A 21,546-nucleotide genomic window follows, 5' to 3' on the forward strand; every position below is an offset into this window, starting at 1 on the left:
CCCTGAGCGTGAGCCGCCCGGCCCCGAACAACGAACCGGGCCCCGCTCCCCTCCGTACGGAAGGAGCGAGGCCCGGGTGCGTGCCCTGAGGGGGCTTACACGTCGAAGTAGAGCTCGAACTCGTGCGGGTGCGGACGCAGCTGCAACGGGGCGATCTCGTTCGTGCGCTTGAAGTCGATCCACGTCTCGATCAGGTCGGTCGTGAAGACGTCGCCCTGGAGGAGGAACTCGTGGTCGGCCTCGAGCGAGTCGAGTACGGCCGGGAGCGAGGTCGGGACCTGCGGGACACCCGCGTGCTCCTCGGGAGCCAGCTCGTACAGGTCCTTGTCGATCGGCTCGGCCGGCTCGATCTTGTTCTTGATGCCGTCCAGGCCCGCGAGGAGCAGGGCCGAGAAGGCCAGGTACGGGTTGCCGGAGGAGTCCGGGGCGCGGAACTCGACGCGCTTGGCCTTCGGGTTCGAGCCCGTGATCGGGATGCGCATGGCCGCGGAGCGGTTGCGCTGCGAGTACACCAGGTTGACCGGCGCCTCGAAGCCCGGCACCAGACGGTGGTACGAGTTCACCGTCGGGTTGGTGAAGGCCAGCAGCGACGGAGCGTGCTTGAGGATGCCGCCGATGTAGTAGCGGGCGGTGTCCGACAGGCCCGCGTAGCCGGCCTCGTCGTAGAACAGCGGGTCGCCGTTGCTCCACAGCGACTGGTGGACGTGCATGCCCGAGCCGTTGTCGCCGAAGATCGGCTTCGGCATGAAGGTGGCGGTCTTGCCGTTGCGCCAGGCGACGTTCTTCACGATGTACTTGAAGAGCTGGAGGTCGTCGGCGGCGGCGAGCAGCGTGTTGAACTTGTAGTTGATCTCCGCCTGGCCGGCGGTGCCCACCTCGTGGTGCTGGCGCTCGACCTTCAGGCCGTTCTTCTCCAGCTCCAGGGAGATCTCGGCGCGCAGGTCGGCGAAGTGGTCGACCGGCGGGACCGGGAAGTAGCCGCCCTTGTAGCGGACCTTGTAACCGCGGTTGTCCTCGAGGGCACCGGTGTTCCAGGCACCCGCCTCGGAGTCGATGTGGTAGAAGGACTCGTTCGCGCTGGTCGCGAAGCGGACGCTGTCGAAGACGTAGAACTCGGCCTCGGGACCGAAGTAGGCCGTGTCGGCGATCCCGGTGGAGGCGAGGTAGGCCTCGGCCTTCTTCGCCACGTTGCGCGGGTCACGGGAGTACTGCTCGCCCGTGATCGGGTCGTGGATGAAGAAGTTGATGTTGAGTGTCTTGTCGCGGCGGAAGGGGTCGACCCGAGCGGTCGACAGGTCCGCGCGCAGCGCCATGTCGGACTCGTGAATGGCCTGGAAACCACGGATCGACGATCCGTCGAAGGCCAGCTCCTCGTCCGGGTCGAACGCCTCAACGGGCACCGTGAAGTGCTGCATGACGCCCGGCAGGTCGCAGAAGCGGACGTCGATGAACTTGACGTCCTCGTCCGCGATGAACTTCTTGGCCTCGTCGGCGTTCTGGAACATCCAGCTCCTCCTACTCCCGACCGTCCGTGCCGGGGTGGTAGTTCGTTCGTGCGGCCAGTGCGGTGGCACACGCTGCAGCCGACCATAAGGACGGGGGATTTCTCGGGCGTGACCCGTTTGTTTCTCCCAGGTTAACCAGCCGGAGGCCGGGTGACCCCACCTCACCGCGTGCGAAATCGGGCGCAGTACCGTGGACGGGTGGACAACAGGCAAGCAATCGGCTCATGGCTCTCCGGTCCCCGCGCGGCCATGGAGGAAGCCGGGGCGGACTTCGGGTACCGGGGAGAGCAGCTCGGTCTGCCGAAGGAGGGGCCGGGCTCGATCGCCCGCCCGGGCCGGCGCATCGGCGCGCTGGTCGTCGACTGGGGCCTGTGCCTCTTGATCGCATACAGCCTCATCACCGACAGCTACAACCGGGCTGCCCAGGTCTGGGCGCCGCTCATCTTCTTCGCGCTGATCGTCCTCACCGTCGGCACGGTCGGCTTCACCCCGGGCAAGCGGCTCTTCGGTCTGAGGGTGGTCGCCCTGGGCACGGGGCGCGTCAGCCCGCTGCGCGCCCTTGTGCGCACGGTCCTGCTGTTCCTCGCCATCCCGGCCCTGATCTGGGACCGCGACGGCAGGGGGCTGCACGACCGCCTGGCGGGAACCGTCGAGATCCGGCTCTGAGGTCCGCGATCAGAGGCGCGGGGAACCGCGCGAGCGGCCCCCAGCGGCACGCGGTCGCGCACTACGGCGATGGGCCGCCCCCGAAACCCTGAGGTTCGGGAACGGCCCATCGAGAGTCGGTGGGACTAGCGGCCCTTCGGACCGCCCCGCGGCATCCGCATCCCCTTGGGCAGCGGTCCCTTCGGCAGCGGCATGTTGGTCATCAGATCCCCCAGCGCCCGCAGCCGGTCGTTGGTCGCGGTCACCTGCGGACCGGTCAGCACACGCGGGAACTTCAGCATCGTCGTGCGGAGCTTCTTCAGCTCGACCTGGCCCTCGCCCGTGCCGACGACCAGATCGTGCACCGGCACGTCCGCGACGATACGGGCCATCTTCTTCTTCTCGGCGGCCAGCAGGCTCTTGACCCGGTTCGGGTTGCCCTCGGCGACCAGCACGATGCCGGCCTTGCCGACCGCGCGGTGCACCACGTCCTGGCTGCGGTTCATCGCGACCGCCGGAGTGGTGGTCCAGCCACGGCCGATGTTGTCCAGGACCGCCGCGGCGGCGCCCGGCTGGCCCTCCATCTGGCCGAAGGCGGCGCGCTCGGCCCGGCGTCCGAAGACGATCGCCATCGCGAGGAAGGCGAGCAGGAGGCCCAGGATGCCGAGATAGATGGGGTGACCGATCAAGAAACCGATCGCGAGGAAGACACCGAAGGTGACGATTCCGACAGCCGCGAGTACAAGACCGATCTTGGGATCGGCCTTGCGGGTCATCTTGTAGGTCAGGGCGATCTGTTTCAGTCGCCCGGCGTTCGCAGCGTCCGCTGCCGGTTCCTTCCTCGCCATGTCACGAAGTCTACGTGGCCCGGGAAGCGGCGACGACGGCAGTGCCGAGTGGGGGAGCGGTGGGGACGCTCCCTGGGGGAGGTAAGGGGACGGTCGTCGCTATGGGCGGGGCGCCATGGACGGGACGGTCGTCGCTACGGGCGGGACGCCACGGACTCGAACACGCGCTGCGCCTCGACGCGGGCCTTGGCGCGGCGGCGGTCCTCCAGGACCGATGTCCAGGCGTTCTGTCGGGCGGTGCGCTGGCCGCCGCTCATCAGAAGCGATTCGATGGCACGGAGTGCATGGGTGAACGACGGGATCGCGGTGGCGCGTACGGGCGCGGCCTGCATGGCGGAGGGCCCCCCTCGGGTCGGCGGCTCGGTCAGGAGCTGTACATGGCGTGAGTCCAGCGTCACTGTTTGGTGTTACCAGGGCGTGACCGACCGGTCAAACGCCAATGAAGCCTTGTCGCGGACCCCCGAAAGCCTGACGCGGCCCTGACGGCGCCCCAAGCTGCGGGGACGGTCGGGACCGCGTCAATCGGCCACTACCGGGCGGTAGTCGCTTGTGTGCGGATTCACACGCGGAAAGTGGCACGGCGTGCCACAAGCATATGCGAACCGGGCTCAGACGGCCTGCGAGGCGACATACGTGCCGCGCTTCTCGACGGCCATCCGGTACAGCCGTCCCGCGCGGTACGAGGAGCGGACCAGGGGGCCGGACATGACACCGGAGAAGCCGATCTGCTCGGCCTCCTCCTTCAGCTCCACGAACTCCTGCGGCTTGACCCACCGCTCCACGGGGTGGTGGCGGACGCTCGGGCGCAGGTACTGGGTGATGGTGACCAGCTCGCAGCCGGCGTCGTGCAGCCGGCGCAGCGCGTCGCTGACCTCCTCGCGGGTCTCGCCCATTCCGAGGATCAGATTCGACTTGGTCACCAGGCCGTGGTCGCGGGCCTCGGTGATGACCTTCAGGGAGCGCTCGTAGCGGAAGCCGGGACGGATGCGCTTGAAGATGCGCGGGACGGTCTCGACGTTGTGCGCGAAGACCTCCGGGCGGGAGGAGAAGACCTCCGCGAGCTGCTCGGGCACCGCGTTGAAGTCGGGGGCGAGGAGCTCGACCTTGGTGTGGCCGCCCTCGCGGTCCGCCGTCTGCCGGTGGATCTGCCGGACCGTCTCCGCGTACAGCCAGGCGCCGCCGTCCTCCAGGTCGTCGCGGGCGACACCGGTGATGGTGGCGTAGTTCAGGTCCATGGTGACCACGGACTCACCCACGCGGCGGGGCTCGTCGCGGTCGAGCGCCTCGGGCTTGCCGGTGTCGATCTGGCAGAAGTCACAGCGCCGGGTGCACTGGTCGCCGCCGATGAGGAATGTGGCCTCGCGGTCCTCCCAGCACTCGTAGATGTTGGGACAGCCGGCTTCCTGGCAGACCGTGTGCAGGCCCTCGCTCTTCACGAGGTTCTGCATCTTCGTGTACTCGGGACCCATTTTCGCCCGGGTCTTGATCCACTCGGGCTTGCGCTCGATGGGGGTCTGACTGTTGCGGACCTCCAGGCGCAGCATCTTGCGTCCGTCGGGTGCGACTGCGGACACGTCGGCTCCCTGCCTGTCTGCGTAGACTTTCGATTCTTCGGCGTACACAGCGTACGCCCGTGATGTGTACGGCTCCGTGTGTGGGCCAACCTCGGGCAGCGGGGGTGCATTCCCCCTGCGCCCGCTGCCGCTACGCCGACGCCCGCTCGATCTCCCGCGGCTTCGGCTCGGCGTTCTCCAGGACGTCCTTCAGGTGCCGTTCCACCACCGGCAGCACCTCGCCGATGGTGACGTCCCGCCCCAGCTCGTTCGCGAGGGAGGTGACGCCCGCGTCCCGGATCCCGCACGGGATGATCCGGTCGAACCAGGCGTTGTCGGGGTTCACGTTCAGCGCGAAGCCGTGCATGGTGACGCCCTTGGCGACCCGGATGCCGATCGCGGCGATCTTGCGGTCCTCCCGGCGCTGGCCGGCGTTGGAGGGCGCGTACTCCGGGCCGTTGAGCCGGGGGTCGAACTCCTCGTCGGTCAGGCGCGGGTCGAAGTCGAGGGACAGGCCGCCGAGGGACGGGCGCTGCTCCACCGGGTCGCCGAGGACCCAGACGCCGCTGCGGCCCTCCACCCGGGTCGTCTCCAGGCCGAACTCCGCGCAGGTGCGGATGAGGGCCTCTTCGAGGCGGCGCACATGGGCGACGACGTCGACCGGGCGCGGAAGCTTCTGGATCGGGTAGCCCACCAGCTGGCCGGGGCCATGCCAGGTGATCTTGCCGCCGCGGTCCACGTCGATGACCGGCGTACCGTCCAGGGGGCGCTCCTCGGGCGCCGTGCGCCGGCCCGCCGTGTAGACCGGCGGGTGCTCCAGGAGCAGGCAGGTGTCCGGGATCTCGTCCGCGAAGCGGGCGGCATGCACCCGGCGCTGCTCGTCCCAGGCCTCCTGGTACTCGACGGCCCCGGCCCCGAACCCCATGCGGACGAATCGCAGCTCACTCACGGCAAGCGCCTCCTTAGAAGCTTCGTAAGGCGCGACAGGCGCCCACGCCACTGTACGACCCGCCCGGACGGCGGTGGCGTCCGGTGGCACGTCAGCCCGACCGGGCAATCCTCACACGATCGGATGAATGCATACCGAACTCTGCGATCACTCGCTCACTCTCCGCTACATTCGCGCCGTCCATAAGGCCATAAGGGCTGCTCACCAAGGCGATACGGGCACCACGACGACCCGGGGAGGCAGGCATGCCTCCCCGGGGTCGCGCGACGGTGCCCGGAAGGCAGGAGACCGCACCGCAGATGACGGAACGACCCGCGCAGCGCACCCCCAACCGACAGCTCGCCGCGCTCATCGCAGAAGCGGGGTTCTCCAACGCCGGTCTCGCCCGTCGCGTCGACCAGCTGGGTCTCGAACACGGGCTCGATCTCAGATACGACAAGACGTCCGTGACCCGGTGGCTGCGGGGGCAGCAGCCACGCGGCACCACGCCGGCACTCATCGCCGAGGTGTTCACCCGGCGGCTCGGCCGCCGGCTCACCGCACAGGATCTCGGGCTGGACGCCTGCGCCCCGGTGTACGCGGGCCTGGAGTTCGCCGCCACGCCGGAGGAGGCCGTGGACATCGTCAGCGGTCTGTGGCGCAAGGACTCCGGCAGCCACGCCGAGCTGCGCAAGATCGCGTTCACCCCGGCCGGTCTCGTGGTGCCCAGCAGGGACTGGCTGATCGGCCGGGCCGACGACAAGGTGAGCCGAGGCGAGACGGTCGCCCGCGTCCCCGCCCAGGGCCGCCCCGCGTCCCCCAGGTTCTCCATCCCGCTCGACCAGGGAGGACACCCTTCCCGGCAGCGAGGCCAGTCCGAGCGCGGACCCGGTCAGAAGGTCACCGGCGGGGACATCGCCGCGCTGCGCTCGGTCGGCGAGCTGTTCCGGGCTCTCGACAACGCCTACGGCGGGGGCCACGCCCGCCAGGCGCTCGTGCGCTACCTGGAGCACGAGGCCGAGCCGATGCTCCGCGGCACCTATGGCGAGCAGACCGGCCGCCGTCTGTTCACCGCGGCCGCCGACCTCACCCGGCTCGCGGGCTGGACGTCGTACGACATCGGCGCGCACGGCCTCGCCCAGCGCTACTTCGTCCAGGCGCTGCGGCTCGCCCAGGCGGCCGGGGACCGCGTCTACGGGGCCTACGTCCTGATCACCATGAGCCGCCAGGCCGTCTACCTCGGCCATGGACGCGAGGCCGTACAGCTCGCCCGCGTGGCCCAGCAGGGCGTGGCCACCTCGGCGCCCCCGGTCGTCCAGGCGCTGCTGCACGCCGTGGAGGCGCGCGGTCACGGTGTGCTCGGCGAGGTACGCGCGTGCACGGCCTCGCTGGTGAGGGCCGAACGCGCGCTGGAGTCCGCGGCGCCGGGGGACGAAGTGCCCTACTGGGCGCGGTTCTTCGACGAGGCGCAGCTCGCCGACGAGTTCGGGCACTGCCACCGGGACCTCCAGCAGTACCGGGCGGCGGTCCAGCACGCCGAGCGCTCGCTCCAGCTGCGGGCGCCCGGTTATGCCCGCAGCCGGCTGTTCTGCCGGGTCGTGCTCGCCTCGGCGCGGCTCGGCCTCGGCGAGCTGGACCTGGCCTGCCAGCTGGCCGCCGAGGCCGCCGGGCAGGCGTCGGAGATGCGGTCGGTGCGGGCGGTGGAGTACGTACGGGACTTCGAGCGCCGCCTGGAGCCGTACCGGGACGCGGCACCGGTGCGCGGGTACCGCGACAAGGTGGCCGCGCTCCAGTGAGCTCAGGCCGCCCTGGGCAGTGGGTCCGCCAGGCGGGTCGGGCCCGCGCCCAGGTCGGCCAGGACGGCCGACGCGGCCCGGCGGCCCGAGTGCAGCGCGCCCTGGACCGTACTCGTGTCCCGGTGGTCGCCGCACACATACAGCCCGGCCAGCAGCCGAACCGGCCTGCGCAGATCGTGCGGCGGCCGCATCGCCGGCACGGCCCGCGCGGTGTGATGCACGGCGAGGGTCTCCCAGCGCGTGGTCGAAGTGCCGTACACCCGTGCCAGATGCGCCCGTACGGCACCGTCGACACCGTCGGGGGGCGTGCCGAGGACCGTCGAGGAGACCAGGGCGCGGCCCGCGGGCGCCCGGGACGGGTCCACCAGGCTGACGACCGCCGTGTGCGCCACCGGGCCGTCGCGGTCCGCGTCGAGCAGCAGCGAGGCGCCGGTCGACGGCGGCTCCTCCATGGTGTGGTGGACGACGGTGACGGGGTGGAAGTCCGGCACGCGCAGTCCCGGCAGCAGCTCGGCGGCGGCGGACGCGTCGGTGGCCAGCAGGACGGCCTGGCACCGCACCTCACCGTGTTCCGCCGTGGTCACCGACGTCGTGGAGATGGAGGTGGCGCGGACCCCGGTGTGCACGGTGCCCGGCGGCAGCGCCCGGGCCAGCAGCTCCGGCAGGACGTCCGCGCCGCCCTCCGGCAAGCACAGCCGGCCGCTCGCGAAGGCGTGCAGCGCGAGATCGGCACAGCGGCTCGACGTGGTCAGTTCCGGGTCGCACAACAGGGCGGCGAGCAGGGGGCGGAGGAAGCCGTCGACACTACGGGCGGGGATCCCGCGTGCCGTGAGGGCATCCCCGGCGGCCGACTCGGGCCGGGCCAGCAGCCGTTCCACCGGGGTCGCGGCGATCCTCGCGAGCGCCGCGCTCACCCGGGCCTGGTCCATGGGGCCGCCCAGAGGGGCGCCGGGCCGCGATCCGGTCGCGCGTGCCCCCAACGCCAGCGAGCGGGCGGTGCGCGCCAGATGCGCCCCGCTCCCCGGCCGCGGCGCGGAGGCCGTGCGGGGAGCGGTTGCCAGGGCGCGTACGGCGCTCAGCGCCGTCCGTGCGCCCCCTGCGCCCCCGCCCGCCGGGGCGGCGCCCGCACGGTGGTGGCGCCCCTCGCTGTGCACCAGGACGCCGGGCGCGAAGGGACGCAGGACGAGGGACTCGAGCCCTGGCGTCGAACGCAGTTCGGGGTACGCGGTGGACAGGAGCTGTCCGATCCGGTCGAGCCGGAAGCCGTCGACCTTCTCGGTCGACATGCGCCCGCCGACGTAAGGGGCGGCCTCCAGGACCGCGGTGGTGACACCTGCGCTGGTCAGCCGGTGGGCCGCCGCGAGGCCGGCGAGCCCGGCTCCTACGATGACGACCTCCGCCTGATACACGGGCTGTAGCACGTGCCCCTCCTCGAGGTTGTGCGGCCGGTGGAGACGTCATGCCCCCAACTCGCTGGAGAAATACCCGAGTTAGGACCGAGCGTAGGTCTGTGAACAGTCAGGTGTAGTCGCGCATGAACAGAGCACGGTCGCACGGCGGTCGCATACGGGCGAGAGTGGCGATCGCGTGTCTCCCGCGCCTCGCCGACCCCCTCGGCCGCCCCTTCCCCTACCGCTCCAGGGCGGCCCGCAGCGCCTCCTCGATCCCCGGGAACGCGAAGGAGAACCCGGACTCCAGCAACCGCTTGGGCACCACCCGCGCGCTGCCCAGCACGTCCCTGGACAGCTCGCCGAGCGCCAGCCGCAGCGCCGGCGCGGGCACCGAGAGCAGCGTCGGGCGGTGCAGCACGCGCCCCATCGCCTCCGTGACCTCACGGTTCGTCAGCGGCTGCGGAGCCGTCAGGTTGAACGGCCCGGACAGGTCCTCACGGTCCATCAGATGGCGAAGCGCCGCCACCTCGTCGTGCAGCGCGATGTACGACCAGTACTGGCTCCCGTCCCCCATGCGTCCGCCCAGCCCGGCCTGGAAGAGCGGGAACAGCCGCCCCCAGGCCCCGCCACCGCGGGCCACCACCAGCCCCGTCCGCGCGAACACCGTCCGCACGCCCGCCTCCTGCGCCGGTGCCGCGGCCTCCTCCCACTCCACGCACAGCGAGGGCAGGAACCCGTCCCCGGGCGGCGCCTGCTCGTCGACCACCCGGTCCCCCGTCTCGCCGTAGTAGCCGATCGCGCTGCCGTTCACGAACACCCGCGGCGGCTCGGGCAGGGAGGCCACCGCCTCCGCGAGCGCCGCCGTGCCCAGCACCCGGCTGTCGCGGAGCGTCTTCTTGTACGAGGCCGTCCAGCGGTGGTCGCCGATACCGGCCCCGGCGAGGTTCACCACGGCGTCGCACCCGATGAGCCCCGCCGCGTCGACGTACTGCCCCTCGGGGTCCCAGCAGACCTCGCCCTCGCCCCGCGCCGCGCGCCGCACCAGCGGCACCACCTCGTGTCCGTCCGCGGTCAGCGATCGCACCAGGGCACTGCCGATCAGACCGGACGCACCGGCCACGGCGATTCGGGAACGTTCCATGCGCCCATCCTTCCCCGTGCCCCCCGCCCGACCCGCCCGGCGACCCGCGAAAAAACCCCGGACGGATCCTTGTGCCCCGCCCGTACAGTGACCCCCATGCCCGTTCCGTACATACGCCTCGCCACGCCCGACGACGAGGAGGCGCTCGGCCGCCTCGACCGGCTCACCTGGTCTCCGCTGCACTCCGTACAGCCGCGTCCCGAGCCGCCGTACGAGCCCTTCTTCACCGAGCGGTTCGGGCCGCGGGACCACCTCGTCGCCGAACTCGGCGCCGCCGTCGTCGGCTACCTCCGGCTCGGTTTCCCGACGAGGCTGGAGTGCAACGCGCACGTCCGGCAGATCCAGGGCCTCGCCGTCGCCGACGAGGCCCGCGGCGCGGGGGTCGGCCGGGCGCTGCTGCGAGCGGCCCGGGAGGAGGCGAGGCGGCGCGGAGCACGGCGCCTCACCCTGCGCGTACTCGGACACAACACCCCGGCCCGGCGGCTGTACGAGTCCGAGGGGTTCACGGTGGAGGGGATCCTGCCCGAGGAGTTCCTGCTGGACGGCAAGTACGTCGACGACGTGCTCATGGGCCGCTTCCTGTGAGCGTGAGCCCCGGCGGAGGAGGCCCGCGGGCGAGCTCTCAGGGGGTGACGAGGTCGCCCGTGTCCACCGGCGCCGTGGCGCGCGCCGCGCGTCCGGCGTCGCCCGCGACCTCGTCCGCCGTCAGCACGTACCCCGTCTCCGGGTCCGAGGTGGAGCGGGCGAAGACGACGCCGTAGACCCGGCCGTCCGTGGTGAGCAGCGGGCCGCCGGAGTTGCCGGGCAGCACGGTGGAGCGGATCGAATAGATGTCCCGGCTGACGGTGTCCGTGCTGTAGATGTTCTGACCCGTGGCCCGGATGCGGCTCGCGACCGTGGCGGCTCGCATCGTCAGATCGCCGTCCTGCGGATATCCCGCGACCACGGCCGCGTCGCCCCGCCTGGCCTCCCCGTCGAAGCGCAGGACGGGCGCCCGCAGATCCGGCACGTACAGCACGGCCACGTCCCGGTCCGGGTCGAAGAGCACCACCCGGGTCGCGTACGACGGCCCGACGCCGCCGACGCGGACCGTGGGGTGGTCGATGCCCGCCACCACGTGGGCGTTGGTCATGACGTGCCGTGTCGCGTACACGAAGCCGCTGCCCTCACGGCCCTGGGTGCCCGCGGCGCCCTCGATCTTCACCGTGCTGAGCTTGGCGGCGTTCGTCGCGCTCGGCGTGACGCTGTCCCCCGACGGTCTGGCCACCCCGACCGCCGGTTCGTTCTCGAACGGGTTGAAGACCTGGGGGAAGCCCGCCTGGGCGAGGGCGGTCGTGGCGCGCGAGAACCAGGCCGGGGTGGTGTCCGGCATCGCTTTCTGCACGGTGCCCAGCAGCCGCGACTCCCGTATCGACTCCGTGACCAGCGGGGAGGAGGAGGCCCCCAGCACGCTCGCGGCCACCCACGCCACGATCAGCACGGCCAGCGTGTTGGCCGCCGCCCCGCCGATCCCGTCGGCCACCCGCAGCGGGCCCCGACCCGCACGGTCCAGCTCGCGCCGCAGCCTCAGCGCGAGACGTCCCGCCAGCTCGTGGCCCGCCACCGCCGGGACCAGCACCGTGAACACCGCGGTCACCGTGGCCGCCGTCGTCCCGCGTGTCACCAGGTCCATCACCCACGGCAGGATCCACACACCGACGACGGCCCCGCCCACGAAGCCGGCCAGGGAGACACAGCCGGCCACCAGCCCGCGCCGGTAGCCGGACGCCGCATAGGCCAGGATGACCAGCATCAGCAGGATGTCGAGCAGGTCCACGGAGCCGCCTTTCTCTTGGGCCCCCTAGTACGCGCCGCAGGAGCCCAGTGATCAGCCACGCGTGCGGGCCGCCGGGAAGACGGCCGCGGGCGTCAACCTGTAAAAACGTCCCGGACCGGGGCAATGGTTCCGCCAGGTGGCACAGCACACATCGCAAGTGCGCGGGGACCGGCCGACAGTGGGTCCATGCGTGTCTTGCCGAGAGCCAGGCCGATGATCCGACCACGGTGTGTGCGGCTTCCCGGGACCGCCCTGCTGCTGCTCGGCTGTCTGCCCGGGTTCACCGCCTCCTTCACGCTGATGACCTGCGCCTCCCGCGTCGAGCGGACGGTGACGGTCGGCCCCGCGCACCCGGTCGGGGCCCGCTCCGCCGTGCTGCACCAGGCGCCCAGGCCGCGCATCGTCCCGCGGTGGGCCTGGGCGCGCGACGGCACGCGGCGCCGGCCGCCGCCGCGCTACGACGACAAGGTCATCGCGGTGTTCGTGCACCACACCGACTCGCCCAACCGGTACGGCTGCGCGGACGTCCCCCGGATCATCCGGGCGCTGTACGCGGGCCAGATCGGCTACCGCCGCTGGGACGACATCGGCTACAACTTCCTCGTCGACCGCTGCGGCACGATCTACGAGGGCCGCGCGGGCGGCATCGAACGTCCCGTCACCGGCGCACACACCCAGGGCTTCAACCACCGCACCGCGGGCATCGCCGCCATCGGCACCTTCACGGCGGGCGTGCCCGTCCCCCGGGCCATGGCCGACGCGATCGCCGCCCTGGCCGCGTGGAAGCTGGGCCTCGCGGAGATCGACCCGCGCACCAAGGTGCGGCTCGTCTCCAGCAACGGCAAGAGCCGGTACAAGGAGGGCGCCACCGTTCTGCTGCCCGCACTGGCGGGGCACCGGGACGGCTATTCGACCAGCTGCCCGGGCGCGGCCCTCAGCGCCCTCCTCCCGGCGATCAGGGACCGGGCGGCGCATCTTCAGGGCAGGCGGTGACCCCCCCGGCGGGACGGGGCCCACGGGGCATGGCGGCGCACGGCGCGGCCCCGGCCGGGGTCCGTCCTCGTCCCCGTACTCCTCGTCTCTGTAGTCCTCGCTCGTGGGTCCTCCTGGCGGGCGGTGTCAGCCCTTGAAGCGCTCCCACAGCCTGGGGTAGCGCTCGGCGAGCTGCGACTCGTCCTCCAGGTCGAACGGCGTCCCCTCCGGCTCGGAGGCCGCGGGCGGGATGCCCAGGTCGGGTGCCACGGTCCCGGTCAGCTGCTCGTAGGCCTCGTCCGCGGCGTAGCCCAGCTCCTCGCCGTCCCCGTCGACCTCCTCGTCGAAGTCGTCCAGGAGGCCGGCGAGCGAGTCGGGGTCGTGCAGGGCACCCTCGAAGACCTCCCGCCCCTGAGCGATCAGCCAGCACCGGAAGAAGTCGAACGCGTCGTCGCTCGCCCCGCCCAGCAGCACCCAGGCGGCACCCCACAGGTCCCAGCGGTAGGCGCGGTTGTAGCGGCACTCGAAGTGGCGGGCGAAGTCCAGCACGGTGTCCGGGTCCAGCCGCAGCAGCCGCTCGACGAGCTGGTCGGCCTGCTCGTCGGCGTCGCCCCCGGCGGCCTCGCGGCTCGCGTCCACCAGCTCCCAGAACTCCGTCTCGTCCATCACGGGACCAGCATCGGCCCTCGGGGGATGGAGCGCACGCGGAGTCCGGAGCAACGTCACGGGGGCGGTACAGGCGGGCGAGCCGATGTGCGTCACGGGCCGTACAGCCGGGCGAGCCGCAGAGCGTCCCGCGCGAATCGGGCGCGCAGTCCCGGCGGTGCCAGCACCTCGGCCTCCGGCCCGAGCGCCGTCAGTTGCGCCTGCGCGACCTCCTCGGACTCCACCGGCAGGGCCACCGTCACCCAGCCCTGTCCGTCCGGGGCGCCCGCGGCCTCCAGCGCCGCGCGGGCCGACGCGGGATCCACGGCCTGGGGCAGTCTGCGCATGCCCTCCGCGGACAGCCGCACGACGACCTCGGCGCGCAGCAGGGACCGCGCGAACTGCTCGGCCCGCTCCGCCCAGAAGGCGGGCAGATCGAACTCCTCCTCCCGCGCGAACCGCTCCGCCCCGTCGGCCACGGCCGTGAAACGGTCGACGCGGTACACCCGGAAGGCCCCGGTCCCGGCCGGCCGCGCGCACAGGTACCACACCCCCGCCTTGAGCACGAGCCCGTACGGTTCCAGCTCCCGCTCCACCTCCTCCGCACCGCGCCGGTACCGCGCGGTGACCCGCCGGTCGTCCCAGACCGCGTCCGCGATCCGGGGCAGCAGCGGCGGGCTCTCCGGCTCCCTGAACCAGGCGGGCGCGTCCAGATGGAACCGCTGCGCCGCCGTACGGGAGGCGTCGCGCAGGGAGGGCAGGAGGGCCGCGGACACCTTCAGCCGTGCCGCGGAGGCCGCGTCCTCGAGTCCCATCTCGCGCAGCGCCCCCGGCACCCCGCTGAGGAACAGCGCCTCGGCCTCGCCGCGCGCGAGACCCGTCAGCCCGGTGCGGTAGCCGCCGACGAGCCGGTAGCCCCCGGCCCGCCCACGCTCCGCGTACACCGGGACCCCCGCCTCCGACAGCGCCTGGGCGTCCCGGGTGACGGTCCGCTCGGACACCTGAAGCTCACGGGCCAGCTCGGCCGCGGTCATCGAGGTCCGGGACTGGAGCAGCAGCACCATCCTGATCAGTCGAGCGGCACGCATGCGGCCATCATGCCCCCGGCCGCCGACAGCGAAGGGGTACGGCAGCCGCCGTACCCCTTCACCTTCACCGCGTCACGGGCCTTTACAGGCCGTACTTCTCGCGGGCCTCCTTGACGGCCGTCGCCTTGACCTCGCCGCGCCGGGCGAGCTGGGCGAGGGCCGCGACCACGATCGACGGGGCGTCGACACCGAAGTGGCGGCGCGCGGCCTCACGCGTGTCCGAGAGGCCGAAGCCGTCGGCGCCCAGCGAGGAGTAGTCCTGCTCCACCCACTGCGCGATCTGGTCCGGGACCTGGCGCATGTAGTCGGACACCGCGAGGACCGGGCCCTCGGCGCCCTGGAGCGCCTGCCGGATGTAGGGCACCCGCTCCTCGCCGCGCAGCAGCGCCGCGTCCGCCTCCATGGCGTCCCGGCGCAGCTCGCCCCAGGACGTCGCCGACCACACGTCCGCCGCGACGCCCCACTCCTCGGCGAGCAGCTTCTGCGCCTCGAGCGCCCAGTGGATCGCCGTACCGGAGCCCAGCAGCTGGATGCGCGGGGCGTTGGCCATGGGGGCCAGCCCCGCCGACTCCGCCGTGTTGAAGCGGTACAGGCCCTTGACGATGCCCTCGTCGATGCCGAGGCCGGACGGCTTCGCCGGCTGCGGCAGCGGCTCGTTGTAGACGGTGAGGTAGTAGAAGACGTTCGGGTCCTCGCCCGGCGCGGTCTCGCCGTACATACGGCGCAGACCGTCCTTCACGATCACCGCGATCTCGTACGCGAAGGCCGGGTCGTAGGTCAGCGCGGCCGGGTTGGTCGCCGCGATCACGGGGGAGTGGCCGTCGGCGTGCTGGAGACCCTCGCCCGTCAGCGTCGTACGGCCGGCCGTGGCACCGACCAGGAAGCCGCGGCCCAGCTGGTCGCCGAGCTGCCACATCTGGTCGGCGGTGCGCTGCCAGCCGAACATCGAGTAGAAGATGTAGAACGGGATCATCGCCTCGCCGTGCGTCGCGTACGACGTCGATGCGGCGATGAAGTCGGCCATCGAACCGGCCTCGGTGATCCCCTCGTTGAGGATCTGGCCGTTCTTGGCCTCCTTGTAGTACATCAACTGGTCGCGGTCGACCGGCTCGTACGTCTGGCCCTTCGGCGAGTAGATGCCGAGGGACGGGAAGAGCGACTCCATGCCGAAGGTACGCGCCTCGTCCGGGACGATCGGCACCCAGCGCCTGCCCGTCTCCTTGTCGCGGACCAGGTCCTTGACCAGGCGCACGAACGCCATGGTGGTGGCCACGTTCTGCGAGCCGGAGCCCTTGTCGAAGGAGGCGAAGGCCTTCTCGGCGGGGGCGGGCAGCGCGGCGACCGGGTGGACGCGGCGGGCCGGGGCCGGACCGCCGAGGGCCGCGCGGCGCTCCTGGAGGTAGCGGACCTCGGGGGAGTCGGCACCCGGGTGGCCGTAGGGCACCACGCCGTCGGCGAACCGTGCGTCGGGGATCGGCAGCTCCAGCAGGTCGCGCATCGCCTTGAACTCGTCCACCGTCAGCTTCTTCATCTGGTGGTTGGCGTTCTTCGATGCGAAGCCCCGGCCGAGGGTGTGGCCCTTGACCGTCTGGGCCAGGATCACCGTCGGGGCGCCCTTGTGCTCCAGGGCGGCCTTGTAGGCGGCGTACACCTTGCGCGGCTCGTGACCGCCGCGCGAGAAGTGGAAGCAGTCGAGGATCTTGTCGTCGCTCAGCAGCTTCGCCATCTCGACGAGCGCCGGGTCCTTGCCGAAGAAGTCCTCGCGGATGTAGGCGGCGTCGCGGGTCTGGTACGTCTGGACCTGCGCGTCCGGTACCTCGCGCAGCCGGCGTACCAGCGCGCCCGTGGTGTCGAGGGCGAACAGCTCGTCCCAGGCGCCGCCCCACAGGGTCTTGACGACGTTCCAGCCGGCGCCGCGGAACTGGGCCTCCAGCTCCTGCACGATCTTGAAGTTGGCGCGGACCGGGCCGTCGAGGCGCTGGAGGTTGCAGTTGATGACGAAGGTGAGGTTGTCCAGCTCCTCACGGGCGGCGAGTGCGAGGGCGGCCGTCGACTCCGGCTCGTCCATCTCGCCGTCGCCGAGGAAGGCCCAGACGTGGGACGCCGAGACGTCCTTGATGCCGCGGTTGGTGAGGTAGCGGTTGAAGCGCGCCTGGTAGATCGCCGACAGGGGGCCGAGACCCATGGAGACGGTGGGGAACTCCCACAGCCAGGGCAGGCGGCGCGGGTGCGGGTAGGAGGGCAGGCCGTTGCCGCCGGCCTCCTGGCGGAAGTTGTCGAGGTGCTGCTCGCTCAGGCGGCCGTCGAGGAAGGCGCGGGCGTAGATGCCGGGGGAGGCGTGGCCCTGGATGTACAGCTGGTCGCCGGAGCCGTCGCCCTCCTTGCCCTTGAAGAAGTGGTTGAAGCCGGTCTCGTAGAGCCAGGCCGCGGAGGCGAAGGTGGCGATGTGCCCGCCGACGCCGTACTTGCTGCCGCGGGTCACCATGGCGGCCGCGTTCCAGCGGTTCCACGCGGTGATCCGGGCCTCCATCGCCTCGTCACCGGGGACGGCCGGCTCGGCGGCGGTCGGGATGGTGTTGACGTAGTCGGTCTCGAGAAGCTTCGGCAGCGCGATGCCGGTGCCCTCGGCGCGCTCCAGCGTGCGGCGCATCAGATACGCGGCACGGTGCGGCCCGGCAGCCTCGGCGACGGCGTCCAGGGAGGCCTGCCATTCGGCGGTCTCCTCGGGGTCGCGGTCCGGGAGCTGGTCGAGCTCGCTCGGCTGGATGGCGTTGGGGTCGGTCATGTCGCCGCCTTCCTCAGTCGAAGGGGGTGCCCTCATCGGTAAGGGCCGGGGTGCCCTAGGTCTTTGGCAGGACAGGGCTGTGGACTTCGGTGGAAGTCCGTCGGCGACTGTAACCCCTTGATCGATGATCGATCAAAGGCGTCGGGGCAAAATCTCTTGATTCCGAGAAAGTCGGCACGCGGTGCCTTGGCAAGAGACACCGAGTGTCGCTCTTTCCCGGAGGGTTTTCGCAGGTCGCATGCGTCTGAGCGGGGGAGCGCTCCGGTGTTCGGACGCACCCTTCCTAGGCCCGCGGGGCGCAGCCGAGGACGTGCGCCTTCACGATCTCCGCGATACGCGGGTCGCGCCTGCGGAACGCGGCCACCAGCTCCTCGTGCTCCTCCGCGTACGACTGCTGCACCGTCCCCAGCCAGCGGATCGACAGGGCCGTGAACACCTCGATGCCCAGGCCCTCCCAGGTGTGCAACAGCACCGAGTTCCCGGCCGCACGCACCAACTCCCGGTGGAACGCCACCGTGTGCCGCACCTGGCCCGTGCCGTCCGACCTGCGGTCCGCCTCGTAGAGTGCCGCGACGTGCGGCTCCAGGGCCGAGCAGTCCTCCGCCAGCCGCGCCGCCGCCAGCTCGGCCGCGATGGCCTCCAGACCGGCCCGGACCGGGTAGCTCTCCTCCAGGTCGGCGGCCGTCAGGTTCCGCACCCGCACACCCTTGTTGGGCGCCGACTCGATCAGCCGCAGCGACTCCAGCTCCCGCAGCGCCTCCCGGACCGGCGTCTGACTGACCTCCAGCTCCGTGGCGATCCGCCGCTCCACGATCCGCTCGCCCGGCTTCCAGCGCCCGCTGACGATCCCCTCCACGATGTGCTCGCGGATCTGTTCGCGCAGCGAGTGGACGACGGGCGCGGTCATGAGGGGCTCCTTCAGTGGGGCCCATCGGCCCCTGGGGCGTTCGACGCCTTAGACAATACGGCGGCATCCCCGTGCGGGAAGGGCGCACGGGGGCGCTTTCCCGCAGGTGAGACGAGGCTTACACACCACCACGACCGACAAAAGCGGCGCCCCCGCCCGGAAGGTCCCGGACGGGGGCGCCGTGGAAGTCGGTCATCTGTCGGCGGCTCGGAGCCCGAGCTCGACCTCGTCGGGTTCCCCGGCCCTCACGGGCCGAGGGACTCAGAGCCCGAGCTCGACCTCGAACTCGCCCGCCTCCAGGATGGCCTTGACCGCGGTCAGGTAACGGGCCGCGTCGGCGCCGTCCACCAGACGGTGGTCGTAGGAGAGGGTCAGGTAGGTCATGTCGCGGACGCCGATGACCGTGCCCTCCTCCGTCTCGATGACGGCCGGGCGCTTGACCGTGGCGCCGATGCCGAGGATCGCGACCTGACCCGGCGGCACGATGATCGTGTCGAACAGGGCGCCGCGCGAACCGGTGTTGCTGATGGTGAAGGTCGCGCCGGACAGCTCGTCCGGGGTGATCTTGCTGGCCCGGACCTTGCCCGCCAGCTCGGCGGTGGCCTTGGCGATGCCGGCGATGTTGAGGTCACCCGCGTGCTTGATGACCGGGGTCATCAGGCCCTTCTCGGAGTCCACCGCGATACCGATGTTCTCGGCGTCGAAGTAGGTGATGGTGCCCTCGGCCTCGTTGATCTTGGCGTTGATGACCGGGTGGGCCTTCAGCGCCTGGGCCGCCGCCTTCACGAAGAACGGCATCGGGGAGAGCTTGACACCCTCGCGGGCCGCGAACGCGTCCTTGGCCTGGGCGCGCAGACGCATCAGGCGGGTCACGTCGACCTCGACCACCGAGGACAGCTGGGCCTGCTCGTGCAGGGCCTTGACCATGTTGTCGCCGATGACCTTGCGGATCCTCGGCATCTTCACGGTCTGGCCGCGCAGCGGGGAGACCTCGAGGGTCGGGGCCTTCCTCGCGGCCGGGGCAGCGGCGGCGGCCGGAGCCGGGGCGGCAGCGGCGGCCTTGGCGGCCTCCGCGGCGGCGAGGACGTCCTGCTTGCGGATGCGGCCGCCGACGCCGGTGCCCTTGACGGTGGACAGGTCGACGCCGTTCTCGGCGGCGAGCTTGCGCACCAGCGGGGTCACGTAGGCGCCCTCGTCGGTCGGCTGGGCGGCGGCCGGAGCCGGAGCGACCGGGGCGGCCGCGGCCGGAGCGGGAGCCGGGGCGGCGGGCTGGGCCGGAGCCGGGGCGGCAGCGGCGGGGGCCGCCGGAGCGGCGGGCGCCGGGGCGGCGGGCGCGGTCGGGGCCGTGGGGGCCGCGGCGGGGGCCGCGGGGGCCGGGGCGGGGGCCGGAGCCGGAGCGGCCGGAGCCGGGGCGGCGGCGGGAGCGGTACCCGGCTGACCGATGACGGCGAGCTTGGAGCCGACCTCTGCGGTCTCGTCCTCGCCGACCACGATCTCCAGCAGCACGCCGGAGGCGGGCGCCGGGATCTCGGTGTCGACCTTGTCCGTGGAGACCTCGAGCAGCGGCTCGTCGGCCTCGACGGAGTCGCCGACCGACTTCAGCCAGCGGGTCACGGTGCCCTCGGTGACCGACTCGCCGAGCGCGGGCAGGACCACGTCGGTGCCCTGGGCGGCACCGGCCGGAGCGGCAGGGGCGGCGGCAGGCGCCGGGGCCTCGGCGACCGGAGCCGGGGCGGGCTCGGCGACCGGGGCGGGGGCGGGCTCGGCGGCCGGAGCCTGCTCGGCCGCGGGGGCCGGAGCGGCGGCGGGGGCGCCCGAGCCGTCGTCGATGACGGCCAGCTCGGCGCCGACCTCCACCGTCTCGTCCTCGGCGACCTTGATGGAGGACAGCACGCCGGATGCGGGCGCCGGGATCTCGGTGTCGACCTTGTCGGTCGACACCTCGAGCAGCGGCTCGTCGGCCTCGACGCGTTCGCCCTCGGCCTTCAGCCAGCGCGTGACAGTGCCCTCGGTGACGCTCTCGCCGAGCGCCGGAAGGGTTACGGAAACCGCCATGGTTTCGGTTGCTCCTTAACGAAGTACGGAAGTCTGTGTCGTCGCGTCCGAAGACTGAAGGCGTCAGTCGTGGGAGTGCAGGGGCTTGCCGGCCAGGGCCAGGTGGGCCTCGCCGAGCGCCTCGTTCTGCGTCGGGTGGGCGTGGATGAGCTGGGCGACCTCGGCCGGCAGCGCCTCCCAGTTGTAGATCAGCTGCGCCTCGCCGACCTGCTCGCCCATGCGGTCGCCGACCATGTGGACGCCGACCACGGCACCGTCCTTGACCTGGACGAGCTTGATCTCGCCCGCGGTCTTGAGGATCTTGCTCTTGCCGTTGCCCGCCAGGTTGTACTTGAGAGCGACGACCTTGTCCGCGCCGTAGATCTCCTTGGCCTTGGCCTCGGTGATCCCGACGGAGGCGACCTCCGGGTGGCAGTACGTCACGCGCGGCACACCGTCGTAGTCGATCGGCACGACCTTCAGGCCGGCCAGCCTCTCCGCGACCAGGATGCCCTCGGCGAAGCCGACGTGGGCGAGCTGGAGCGTCGGGACCAGGTCGCCGACGGCGGAGATGGTCGGGACGTTGGTGCGCATGTACTCGTCGACGAGGACATAGCCGCGGTCCATGGCGACCCCGGCCTCCTCGTAACCCAGACCCTGGGAGACCGGGCCGCGGCCGACGGCGACGAGGAGGACCTCGGCCTCGAACTCCTTGCCGTCGGCGAGGGTGACCTTGACACCGTCCTGGGTGTACTCGGCCTTCTGGAAGAAGGTGCCCAGGTTGAACTTGATGCCGCGCTTGCGGAAGGCGCGCTCGAGAAGCTTGGAGGAGTTCTCGTCCTCGACCGGGACGAGGTGCTTGAGGCCCTCGATAACCGTGACGTCGGCACCGAAGGACTTCCAGGCGGAGGCGAACTCGACGCCGATGACGCCGCCGCCGAGGATGATCGCGGACTGGGGCACCCGGTCCAGGACCAGCGCGTGGTCCGAGGAGATGATGCGGTTGCCGTCGATCTGGAGACCCGGCAGCGACTTCGGCACGGAACCGGTCGCCAGGAGGACATGGCGGCCCTGGATCCGCTGACCGTTCACGTCGACGGAGGTCGGGGAGGACAGCCGGCCCTCACCCTCGATGTAGGTCACCTTGCGGGAGGCGATCAGGCCCTGCAGACCCTTGTACAGGCCCGAGATGACCTCGTCCTTGTACTTGTGGACGGCCGGGACGTCGATGCCCTCGAAGCTGGCCTTGACACCGAACTGCTCGCTCTCGCGGGCCTGGTCGGCGATCTCGCCCGCGTGCAGCAGGGCCTTGGTGGGGATGCAACCCCGGTGCAGGCAGGTGCCGCCGACCTTGTCCTTCTCGATCAGGGCGACGTCCAGGCCCAGCTGCGCCCCGCGCAGGGCCGCGGCGTAACCACCGCTACCACCGCCGAGGATCACTAGGTCGAAAACGGTGCTGGCGTCGTTCGCCACGTCACGTCCTCCATGCATG

Annotated in this window: 18 protein-coding genes; 4 read left to right on the forward strand and 14 right to left on the reverse strand. The window is 71.8% G+C overall.

Annotated elements, in window-relative coordinates:
* Positions 1-95: 95 nt before the first annotated feature.
* A complete protein-coding gene (glnA, locus tag ABZ823_RS11405) occupies positions 96-1,505 on the reverse strand; it encodes a type I glutamate--ammonia ligase (RefSeq protein ID WP_361657108.1) in 1,410 nt (469 codons plus the stop codon).
* 198 nt (positions 1,506-1,703) lie between these two features.
* Between glnA and ABZ823_RS11410 the strand changes: the two genes are divergently transcribed.
* Positions 1,704-2,171 (forward strand): RDD family protein, encoded by a 468-nt coding sequence (locus ABZ823_RS11410; RefSeq protein ID WP_361657111.1) that lies wholly within the window; start codon positions 1,704-1,706, stop codon positions 2,169-2,171.
* A gap of 125 nt (positions 2,172-2,296) precedes the next feature.
* Here the strand turns inward: ABZ823_RS11410 and ABZ823_RS11415 are convergent, their stop codons facing one another.
* The 4 genes from ABZ823_RS11415 to lipB all read right to left on the reverse strand — a co-directional run bounded on the left by ABZ823_RS11415 (position 2,297) and on the right by lipB (position 5,500).
* On the reverse strand, positions 2,297-2,998 hold the full coding sequence (locus ABZ823_RS11415; protein WP_361657114.1) for a DUF4191 domain-containing protein: 702 nt from the start codon (positions 2,996-2,998) through the stop codon (positions 2,297-2,299).
* A gap of 134 nt (positions 2,999-3,132) precedes the next feature.
* Complete coding sequence (locus tag ABZ823_RS11420; protein ID WP_361657533.1) at positions 3,133-3,330, reverse strand: hypothetical protein; 198 nt, start codon at positions 3,328-3,330, stop codon at positions 3,133-3,135.
* Positions 3,331-3,606: 276 nt separating this feature from the next.
* The gene (lipA, locus tag ABZ823_RS11425) at positions 3,607-4,572 is read right to left on the reverse strand and encodes a lipoyl synthase (protein WP_361657117.1); all 966 of its coding nucleotides are present in this window, start codon (positions 4,570-4,572) and stop codon (positions 3,607-3,609) included.
* Between the two features lie 130 nt (positions 4,573-4,702).
* Complete coding sequence (lipB, locus tag ABZ823_RS11430) at positions 4,703-5,500, reverse strand: lipoyl(octanoyl) transferase LipB (RefSeq protein ID WP_361657120.1); 798 nt, start codon at positions 5,498-5,500, stop codon at positions 4,703-4,705.
* 299 nt (positions 5,501-5,799) lie between these two features.
* Between lipB and ABZ823_RS11435 the strand changes: the two genes are divergently transcribed.
* Positions 5,800-7,275: a regulator gene (locus ABZ823_RS11435; protein ID WP_361657123.1), complete on the forward strand. Its 1,476-nt coding sequence runs from the start codon at positions 5,800-5,802 to the stop codon at positions 7,273-7,275.
* A 2-nt stretch (positions 7,276-7,277) separates the two neighbouring features.
* Here ABZ823_RS11435 and ABZ823_RS11440 read toward each other — a convergent pair whose 3' ends face one another.
* Positions 7,278-8,696, reverse strand: a complete 1,419-nt coding sequence (locus ABZ823_RS11440) for an NAD(P)/FAD-dependent oxidoreductase (RefSeq protein ID WP_361657125.1) — start codon at positions 8,694-8,696, stop codon at positions 7,278-7,280.
* A 208-nt stretch (positions 8,697-8,904) separates the two neighbouring features.
* Entirely contained in the window at positions 8,905-9,807 is a 903-nt protein-coding gene (locus ABZ823_RS11445; RefSeq protein WP_361657128.1) for a TIGR01777 family oxidoreductase, read from the reverse strand.
* A gap of 96 nt (positions 9,808-9,903) precedes the next feature.
* Between ABZ823_RS11445 and ABZ823_RS11450 the strand changes: the two genes are divergently transcribed.
* On the forward strand, positions 9,904-10,392 hold the full coding sequence (locus tag ABZ823_RS11450; protein WP_361657131.1) for a GNAT family N-acetyltransferase: 489 nt from the start codon (positions 9,904-9,906) through the stop codon (positions 10,390-10,392).
* A 37-nt stretch (positions 10,393-10,429) separates the two neighbouring features.
* Here ABZ823_RS11450 and ABZ823_RS11455 read toward each other — a convergent pair whose 3' ends face one another.
* Positions 10,430-11,623 carry a MarP family serine protease gene (locus ABZ823_RS11455; RefSeq protein ID WP_361657134.1) on the reverse strand — a complete coding sequence of 398 codons (1,194 nt, stop codon included), beginning with the start codon at positions 11,621-11,623 and terminating at the stop codon, positions 10,430-10,432.
* A 300-nt stretch (positions 11,624-11,923) separates the two neighbouring features.
* Here ABZ823_RS11455 and ABZ823_RS11460 point away from each other — a divergent pair, with 300 nt between their 5' ends.
* Positions 11,924-12,616 (forward strand): peptidoglycan recognition protein, encoded by a 693-nt coding sequence (locus ABZ823_RS11460; protein WP_361657535.1) that lies wholly within the window; start codon positions 11,924-11,926, stop codon positions 12,614-12,616.
* Positions 12,617-12,742: 126 nt separating this feature from the next.
* Here ABZ823_RS11460 and ABZ823_RS11465 read toward each other — a convergent pair whose 3' ends face one another.
* From ABZ823_RS11465 to lpdA, 6 genes are all read right to left on the reverse strand, one after another.
* On the reverse strand, positions 12,743-13,261 hold the full coding sequence (locus ABZ823_RS11465) for a DUF4240 domain-containing protein (RefSeq protein WP_361657538.1): 519 nt from the start codon (positions 13,259-13,261) through the stop codon (positions 12,743-12,745).
* Positions 13,262-13,353: 92 nt separating this feature from the next.
* Positions 13,354-14,328 carry a WYL domain-containing protein gene (locus tag ABZ823_RS11470; RefSeq protein WP_361657137.1) on the reverse strand — a complete coding sequence of 325 codons (975 nt, stop codon included), beginning with the start codon at positions 14,326-14,328 and terminating at the stop codon, positions 13,354-13,356.
* Between the two features lie 82 nt (positions 14,329-14,410).
* Complete coding sequence (gene aceE, locus ABZ823_RS11475; RefSeq protein ID WP_361657140.1) at positions 14,411-17,113, reverse strand: pyruvate dehydrogenase (acetyl-transferring), homodimeric type; 2,703 nt, start codon at positions 17,111-17,113, stop codon at positions 14,411-14,413.
* 283 nt (positions 17,114-17,396) lie between these two features.
* Positions 17,397-18,020, reverse strand: a complete 624-nt coding sequence (locus tag ABZ823_RS11480) for a GntR family transcriptional regulator (protein ID WP_361657143.1) — start codon at positions 18,018-18,020, stop codon at positions 17,397-17,399.
* A 261-nt stretch (positions 18,021-18,281) separates the two neighbouring features.
* Positions 18,282-20,075, reverse strand: coding sequence for a 2-oxoglutarate dehydrogenase, E2 component, dihydrolipoamide succinyltransferase (sucB, locus tag ABZ823_RS11485; protein WP_361657146.1), 1,794 nt, complete (start codon positions 20,073-20,075; stop codon positions 18,282-18,284).
* A 63-nt stretch (positions 20,076-20,138) separates the two neighbouring features.
* Positions 20,139-21,527 carry a dihydrolipoyl dehydrogenase gene (gene lpdA / locus ABZ823_RS11490; protein WP_361657149.1) on the reverse strand — a complete coding sequence of 463 codons (1,389 nt, stop codon included), beginning with the start codon at positions 21,525-21,527 and terminating at the stop codon, positions 20,139-20,141.
* Positions 21,528-21,546 lie beyond the last annotated feature (19 nt).

The sequence above is a fragment of the Streptomyces sp. NPDC047079 genome (assembly GCF_040643755.1).
Lineage (GTDB): Bacteria > Actinomycetota > Actinomycetes > Streptomycetales > Streptomycetaceae > Streptomyces.